The sequence below is a fragment of the Streptomyces sp. NPDC127084 genome, assembly GCF_042724175.1.
Lineage (GTDB): Bacteria > Actinomycetota > Actinomycetes > Streptomycetales > Streptomycetaceae > Streptomyces.
In genome coordinates, this window is record NZ_JBHXFA010000069.1 from 1 (window position 1) to 6,888 (window position 6,888).

8 protein-coding genes are annotated in these 6,888 nt (G+C 70.0%); 6 read left to right on the plus strand and 2 right to left on the minus strand.

The features are described from left to right. Positions 1-115: 115 nt before the first annotated feature. The gene (locus tag ACFWI9_RS17725; RefSeq protein ID WP_387162958.1) at positions 116-733 is read right to left on the minus strand and encodes an RDD family protein; all 618 of its coding nucleotides are present in this window, start codon (positions 731-733) and stop codon (positions 116-118) included. Between the two features lie 221 nt (positions 734-954). On the opposite strand from ACFWI9_RS17725, the gene ACFWI9_RS17730 reads away from it, so the two are divergent. Continuing rightward, on the plus strand, positions 955-1,821 hold the full coding sequence (locus ACFWI9_RS17730; protein ID WP_387162959.1) for a bifunctional methylenetetrahydrofolate dehydrogenase/methenyltetrahydrofolate cyclohydrolase: 867 nt from the start codon (positions 955-957) through the stop codon (positions 1,819-1,821). 6 nt (positions 1,822-1,827) lie between these two features. Then, a complete protein-coding gene (locus tag ACFWI9_RS17735; protein WP_387162962.1) occupies positions 1,828-2,475 on the plus strand; it encodes a DUF3017 domain-containing protein in 648 nt (215 codons plus the stop codon). Between the two features lie 65 nt (positions 2,476-2,540). Here ACFWI9_RS17735 and ACFWI9_RS17740 read toward each other — a convergent pair whose 3' ends face one another. Next, a complete protein-coding gene (locus ACFWI9_RS17740) occupies positions 2,541-2,909 on the minus strand; it encodes a hypothetical protein (RefSeq protein WP_387162963.1) in 369 nt (122 codons plus the stop codon). A 322-nt stretch (positions 2,910-3,231) separates the two neighbouring features. Between ACFWI9_RS17740 and ACFWI9_RS17745 the strand changes: the two genes are divergently transcribed. The 4 genes from ACFWI9_RS17745 to ACFWI9_RS17760 all read left to right on the plus strand — a co-directional run bounded on the left by ACFWI9_RS17745 (position 3,232) and on the right by ACFWI9_RS17760 (position 6,749). Further along, the gene (locus tag ACFWI9_RS17745; protein ID WP_387162964.1) at positions 3,232-3,534 is read left to right on the plus strand and encodes a helix-turn-helix domain-containing protein; all 303 of its coding nucleotides are present in this window, start codon (positions 3,232-3,234) and stop codon (positions 3,532-3,534) included. After that, positions 3,531-4,226: a helix-turn-helix domain-containing protein gene (locus ACFWI9_RS17750; RefSeq protein WP_387162965.1), complete on the plus strand. Its 696-nt coding sequence runs from the start codon at positions 3,531-3,533 to the stop codon at positions 4,224-4,226. The genes ACFWI9_RS17745 and ACFWI9_RS17750 overlap by 4 nt, the downstream gene beginning before the upstream one ends. Before the next feature lie 244 nt (positions 4,227-4,470). After that, entirely contained in the window at positions 4,471-5,517 is a 1,047-nt protein-coding gene (locus ACFWI9_RS17755; RefSeq protein WP_387162966.1) for a helix-turn-helix domain-containing protein, read from the plus strand. 242 nt (positions 5,518-5,759) lie between these two features. Next, entirely contained in the window at positions 5,760-6,749 is a 990-nt protein-coding gene (locus ACFWI9_RS17760; RefSeq protein WP_387162968.1) for a malate dehydrogenase, read from the plus strand. Positions 6,750-6,888: the final 139 nt, after the last annotated feature.

A 6,888-nucleotide genomic window follows, 5' to 3' on the forward strand; every position in this document is an offset into this window, starting at 1 on the left:
CCGGCCGCGCTTACGGGGCCGGGGCGGCGGGGGCGCCACTCTGGGGGGGTCATAATAAACCCGGGGCGGGCTCCGCATGACCGGGGCCCCCCCGTCGCTGTGTCACTCGGTCGCGTCAGCCGCGCACGACCACCGAGCTGCAGATCTTGTCGGCGAAGGTCTGCTTCTTCTCGTCCCAGAGCGGCCACAGGAAGCCGATGTAGCACGGCATGGCGTCGAGGATGTGGGCCAGCTTGCGGACGAAGGCCATGCCGAAGCCGAGGGTGGAGCCGTCGGCCTCCTTCAGCAGGCGGATCTTGAGGACCTTCTTGCCGATCGTCTGACCGGTCGTGCCCTCCTTGTAGAGCTGGAAGAAGAACATGCCGATCATGTACACAAAGCCCAGAATGGCGAGCACGGCGAGGCCGCCGGTCTCCCCGGGGTCGCTCATGGCCACGCCGATACCCGAGAGCAGGTAGTACGGACCGAGGGTGATCAGCGTGTCCAGCAGGTAGGCGCCGAACCGCAGGCCCCAGTGGGCGAGTTCAGGCGTCTGCCCGTATCCGGGCTGCTGGCCGTATCCGGCCTGGGGGTACGCGGGGGCCTGCGGGTACTGCCCAGGCTGCTGCGGGTAGCCGTAGCCCTGCTGGGGGACGCCCTGCGGTGCCTGCTGCGGGTAGCCGTACCCGGGCTGGCCCTGCGGCGGCTGCTGGGGCTGCTGCCCGTAGGGGTTGTTCGGGTCGCCGAAGCTCATGGCGGGGATTCCTCCGTTGGATTGCGGGGACGGCGCGGTCCTGACGGAGGAGATTTACGAAAACAAGCGGTTTGCCCCCCGACACTGCGCCAGGACATCGTGGTCGAATGATCGGTTTTTTGTCCAGCCGCTAAGAGTATGTGTTGCATAAGTGCAACCTCGTGTCACCGCGCGGCGCCCTGAATTGGAACAGGGGAGGGGTCATCCGCGAGGATGGGGGTATGACCGCCCAGATTCTCGATGGCAAGGCCACCGCAGCCTCTATCAAGTCCGATCTGACCGCCCGTGTGACGGCGCTCAAGGCTGCGGGCGTCACGCCCGGCCTGGGAACGCTGCTCGTCGGCGAGGACGTCGGCAGCCAGAAGTACGTGGCAGGAAAGCACCGCGACTGCGCGGAGGTGGGCATCGCGTCCATCCAGCGCGAACTGCCCGCCACCGCCTCGCAGGAGGAGATCGAGGCGGTCGTCCGGGAGCTCAACGACAACCCCGAGTGCACGGGCTACATCGTGCAGTTGCCGCTGCCCAAGGGCATCGACACCAACCGCGTGCTGGAGTTGATGGACCCGGCCAAGGACGCGGACGGGCTGCATCCCATGAACCTGGGGCGTCTGGTGCTCAACGAGAAGGCGCCGCTGCCCTGCACACCCGCGGGCATCATCACGCTGCTGCGCCGCCACGGCGTGGAGATCAACGGTGCGCATGTGGTGGTCGTGGGGCGCGGGGTCACCATCGGGCGGCCGATGCCGCTGCTGCTGACCCGCAAGTCCGAGAACGCGACGGTGACGCAGTGCCACACCGGCACCCGTGACCTGTCCGCCCAGATTCGGCAGGCCGACATCATCGTCGCCGCCGCGGGCGTGCCGCACTTGGTGAAGCCGGAGGACGTGAAGCCGGGCGCCGCGGTACTCGACGTGGGTGTCAGCCGTGACGAGAACGGAAAGATCGTCGGCGATGTGCACCCCGGCGTCGCGGAGGTGGCCGGCTGGGTCGCTCCGAACCCCGGCGGCGTCGGACCGATGACCCGGGCGCAACTGCTGGTCAATGTTGTCGAGGCGGCAGAGCGGGCCGCAGCCGACGCCACGGGCTGAGCGGTCATGGGCAAGCCCGCACCGGGACCGGACTCCCCGGATCGTGATGCCGCCGACTCGGATGAACCGCTTGACGGCGCAGGTGACGAGCTGAGCGGGGCGGCGTCGCGTGACGAACCACGCGACGAGGCGTCTGACGCGGCATCCGACGAGCCGTCTGACGCGGCGTCCGACGGGGCGCGTGATGAGCCGTCTGCGAAGGAGGGTCCGGATTCCGTCGGGGAAGGCCGAGAGGAAGCCCGGCAGGCGAGCGCGTCCCGGTCCCGTCGTCCGCCCAAGGTCACCCGTGACACCGCCCGTCCGGAGGGCGGCGGGCGCGCGGCACCCAGGGACGCCCCGGCGCCGGCCCGCCAGTGGCCGCTGCTCACCGTGATCGGGCTGGCGGCGCTCGGACTGCTGATCGTCGGCACCGACCCGTTCCCGCAGTCCTTCCGGGTCGGCACGGTCCTCGTCGGCGTCGCCCTGCTCACCGGAGCGGTGCTGCGTCGAGTGCTGCCCTCCGTCGGCATGCTGGCGGTGCGTTCACGGTTCACCGACATGATCACGTACGGTCTGCTCGGCGTCGTGATCGTGCTGCTCGCGCTGATGGCTCAGCCCAAGCCCTGGCTGGAGATCCCGTTCTTGGAGGACGCGGTCCGCTTCACGGTCCGCTAGCCCCTGCCCCTGCCCCTGCCCCGGTCCTGTGCCGGGCAGGGGCAGACGCTTGCCGACGGCCGACCTCAGCAGGAGGAGGCGGAGCTGATACGCACCTTGTCCACGACCCATGAGTTGAAGTACGTGGTGTTCTCGGGCGGGGTGCACCAGGTCTTGCCGTTGGTGAAGTGGGTGTGGACGACGTCGTCGCGACGGGTGTTCACCATCCGGTCCGCGCCCTTGCTGGCGCCCAGATTCTGCCACCCGCTGGTGACGTCCTTGAACTGACCGGTCTTGGTGCTGCCCTTGTAGAAGCAGACGTAGGGCCAGTTGCACGAGGCCTGGAGCTCCGCGCTCGACTGGGAGCTCGCCCCGGCCGAGGGGGCGAGTGCGAGCCCGGCGCCGATGGCCGCGGTGGCGACGGCGAGCACGATGCGCTTGCGTGCGGCGTTCATTGATCTGTTCCCTCCGTTGGCCGTCCGAGTGCGGTCACCCGGCACGGAATTCGACTGTCGCGCGCCGGCTCCGCGCTTCTCCAGGGAATTCGGCTGTTGGGGACCTTGTGGGACGTACGGCGCGCTGAGCTGCCGAAACGTGCTCATGCATGACAACACCGTGGGACGCAAGGGCTTGTCGTCTTCTCGCCAATGCCGCGAATGGGGTGGAATCGTCACTGTCGGTAGTGATCTCATGGGGTGGGAGAAAGCGGGAAAGTGGACCGGGGAAATGCAGTGAAGGAAAAACGAAAGAAGGACGAAGGAAATCGGGGGACGGGTCATGTCCAGATGGAAGGAACTACCGGCTGCGCTCGCCGACCATGAGCACACGCTGATCGCGCAGTTGCGCAGGTTGAAGGACCACAGCGGGCTGAGTCTCACCGCACTCGCCGCCCGGACCGCCTACAGCCGCTCGTCCTGGGCGCGCTATCTCAACGGCAAGCAGCCCGTGCCCATGCAGGCCGTCGAGGAGCTGGCCCGTGTGTGCGCGGTGGAGCCGACGCGGCTTGTGGTGCTCTGTGAGGTCGCCATACGGGCGAGAGGGGCGGGAGGAGGCCGCATATCCGACGGCGCGCGCCGGTGAGCAGCGGCCCCGAGTGTGAGCAGCTGGTGGGCGAGCTGCGGCGACTGCGGGCGTGGTCCGGGCTGAGCCTGACCGCGCTGGCGGCCCGCACCCCGTACAGCAAGTCGTCGTGGCAGCGCTATCTGTGCGGCGAGCAGCCCGTGCCGCGGCGTGCTGTGGAGGCCCTCTGCGCGGTCGCCGGTGAGCCTTCACGCCGACTGCTCGCGCTGTGGGAGCTCGCGGACGCGGTATGGAGCGGGAGGGCTGTCCGCGCCCCGGGCTTACCGGTCGACGGCCAAGGGGCCGGCAGAGGCGAGGGGGCCGGCCGGGTCGGGCAGGACGGCCGAGGTGCCGGAGGTGGCCGGGGCGGGCAAAGCCCGGTCGTGCCCTCGCATGAAGAGGGAGTGGCGTCCCGTGCCACCCCCTCCGGGATGACTCGCCCTGCGGTGGCCCGCTCTGGGACGGCCGGCTCCTGGGTGGCGCGGATGCACCGCCGCGGCGGTGCGGTGGGGGTGCTCGCCCTGTCGGCGGCTGCGATGGTGGCGGCACTCCTGGCCGCGTGGGTGCTCGTCCGCCGTCTGCGGCGTATTCGTTCGCGTTCGGCGTGGGTGCCGTCGTGCTGCGACGGCCCCGTCCTCTCCCCCGTGGGAGGACGGGCGCCGTCATGGGCAACAGCGTCATGCACGCGCCAATCGGGAGGCAAGCGAGATTAGGTGCCTGTGGCATGGAAGTGACGGTTCCGCCATGGTGTGATCGTGGCGCGGCGGATGCGAGACTGGGTCGGGCTTTCTGGACACAGGCGCACGCGGGTGTGCGTAAATGTCGCGAATGCCCCCGTGCGTCCGGTGTATAGGAACTAACATCCTGGCTCTGCGCATCTCTCCGAGAGACCCGGAGGTGTGGCAGGGGCACCCAGCGCGGGGCACATCAGGCACGTCGGGGGGACAAGGGGGAGCAATGCCTCGTTGGAAGGCGCTACCGGAAGAGCTGGACCCTCAGGTCAAGGAATTCGCCAGCCAGTTGCGGCGGCTCGTTGACCGCAGCGGGCTGAGTATCGCGGCCGTCTCGGACCGGACGGGGTTCAGCAAGACGTCATGGGAGCGCTATCTGAACGGGCGACTGCTCGCGCCCAAGCGCGCGATCGTTGCGCTCGCCGAGGTGACGGGCACGAACCCGGCCCACCTGACCACCATGTGGGAGCTCGCTGAGCGTGCCTGGAGCCGCTCCGAGATGCGGCATGACATGACGATGGAGGCCATCCGCATTTCGCAGGCGCGGGCGGCGCTCGGGGAGTTCGGCGCGGACGCGCCGGGCGCGTCGGGCGGTTCCGGCGCCAGGGCAGGGTTCTCACGGACGGCGGCGCCGCCGTCAGGCCCTGGTGGTGCTGCGTACGGTGACGCCTACGGTGCCGCCCGGGAGGGTGGCCCGCACTCCATTCCACAGCAGCGAGGCGTGGGGCGTGCCGCCGAGTCCGGTCCGGAGGACCGGGGGCGCGGCGGGGGCGGTCGCAGCAGGGTGCCGCTGTTCATCGCGGGCGTTGTCGGGGCGCTTCTGGTGGTCGCGGCAGCTGTGCTGCTGACCGACCTCGGTGGCGGCGGCGAGCCCGGTGACCGACCCGTGGCCGAGGCGCCGTCCGCCACCCCCAGCACCAGTACCCCCGAGCTGCCCGCTGGGGTGAAATGCTCTGGTGCCGACTGCACCGGCCAGGACCCGGAGAACATGGGGTGCGGCGGTCAGCTCGCCGTCACCTCCGCGCGCGCCACCGTCGGTACGGCCGTGGTCGAGGTCCGCTACAGCGAGACCTGCGCGGCCGCCTGGGCGCGGATAACCAAGGCGGCGGCGGGGGACAAGGTCTCGATATCGGCGGGCGACGCCGCGGAGAACGGCCTGGTGAACGCCGACGGCGACGCCTACACGCCGATGGTCGCGGCCACCTCGGAAGCGGAGGCCAAGGCCTGCGCGACCCTGACGGCCGGGACGAAGGGATGCACGGCCGAGCAGTGAGCGGTGGTGCGGGCGGTGCAGGGGCGCCCCCGTGCGCTACCGCGCGCCCGGCGGGGCGCGCCCTGAGTGAGCCGCACCACATGGGGGCGGCACTATGAGGGGGCGGCAGTGGGGCGGCCCCCGGGTCGGATAGCCTGACGCCGGATATCTCTTCACGTCGAGAGATCGATCACGGCGATGTATGAGGTATCCAGCACCCGGGGCAGGGAACCCCCACCGCCAGCTGTCTTACGGAGATCGCTATGACCCGCACTCCCGTGAATGTCACCGTCACCGGCGCGGCCGGCCAGATCGGCTACGCGCTGCTCTTCCGCATCGCCTCCGGCCAGCTGCTCGGCGCGGACGTGCCGGTCAAGCTGCGCCTGCTGGAGATCCCGCAGGGTCTGAAGGCCGCCGAGGGCACCGCCATGGAGCTCGACGACTGCGCCTTCCCGCTGCTCCAGGGCATCGACATCACCGACGACCCGAACGTGGCGTTCGACGGAGCCAACGTCGCGCTGCTCGTGGGCGCCCGTCCGCGGACCAAGGGCATGGAGCGCGGTGACCTGCTCTCCGCCAACGGCGGCATCTTCAAGCCGCAGGGCAAGGCCATCAACGACCACGCCGCGGACGACATCAAGGTCCTCGTCGTGGGCAACCCGGCCAACACCAACGCGCTCATCGCGCAGGCCGCGGCCCCGGACGTACCGGCCGAGCGCTTCACGGCCATGACCCGCCTCGACCACAACCGCGCGATCTCGCAGCTGGCCGCCAAGACCGGCGCCGCCGTCTCCGACATCAAGCGCCTCACCATCTGGGGCAACCACTCCGCGACCCAGTACCCGGACATCTTCCACGCGGAGATCGCCGGCAAGAACGCCGCGGAGATCGTCAACGACCAGGCCTGGCTGGCCGACACCTTCATCCCGACCGTCGCCAAGCGCGGCGCGGCGATCATCGAGGCTCGTGGCGCCTCCTCCGCGGCCTCCGCCGCCAACGCCGCCATCGACCACGTCCACACCTGGGTCAACGGCACCGCCGAGGGCGACTGGACCTCCATGGGTATCCCGTCCGACGGCTCCTACGGCGTCCCGGAGGGCCTGATCTCCTCCTTCCCGGTCACCTGCAAGGACGGCAAGTACGAGATCGTCCAGGGTCTGGACATCAACGAGTTCTCCCGCACCCGCATCGACGCGTCGGTCGCGGAGCTGGCGGAGGAGCGCGAGGCGGTTCGCGGCCTCGGTCTCATCTAGTCCGTTCCGGTCTCCGGGAGGCCGGCGGCTTCCGCCGCATTCAGTAACTTCGCTCTGGGGCGCCACACCGCGGTGTGGCGCCCCGCAGCGCTTTGACGGGGCCTGTGGCCACATGGGGCCATTCAGCCCGGGACCGGGA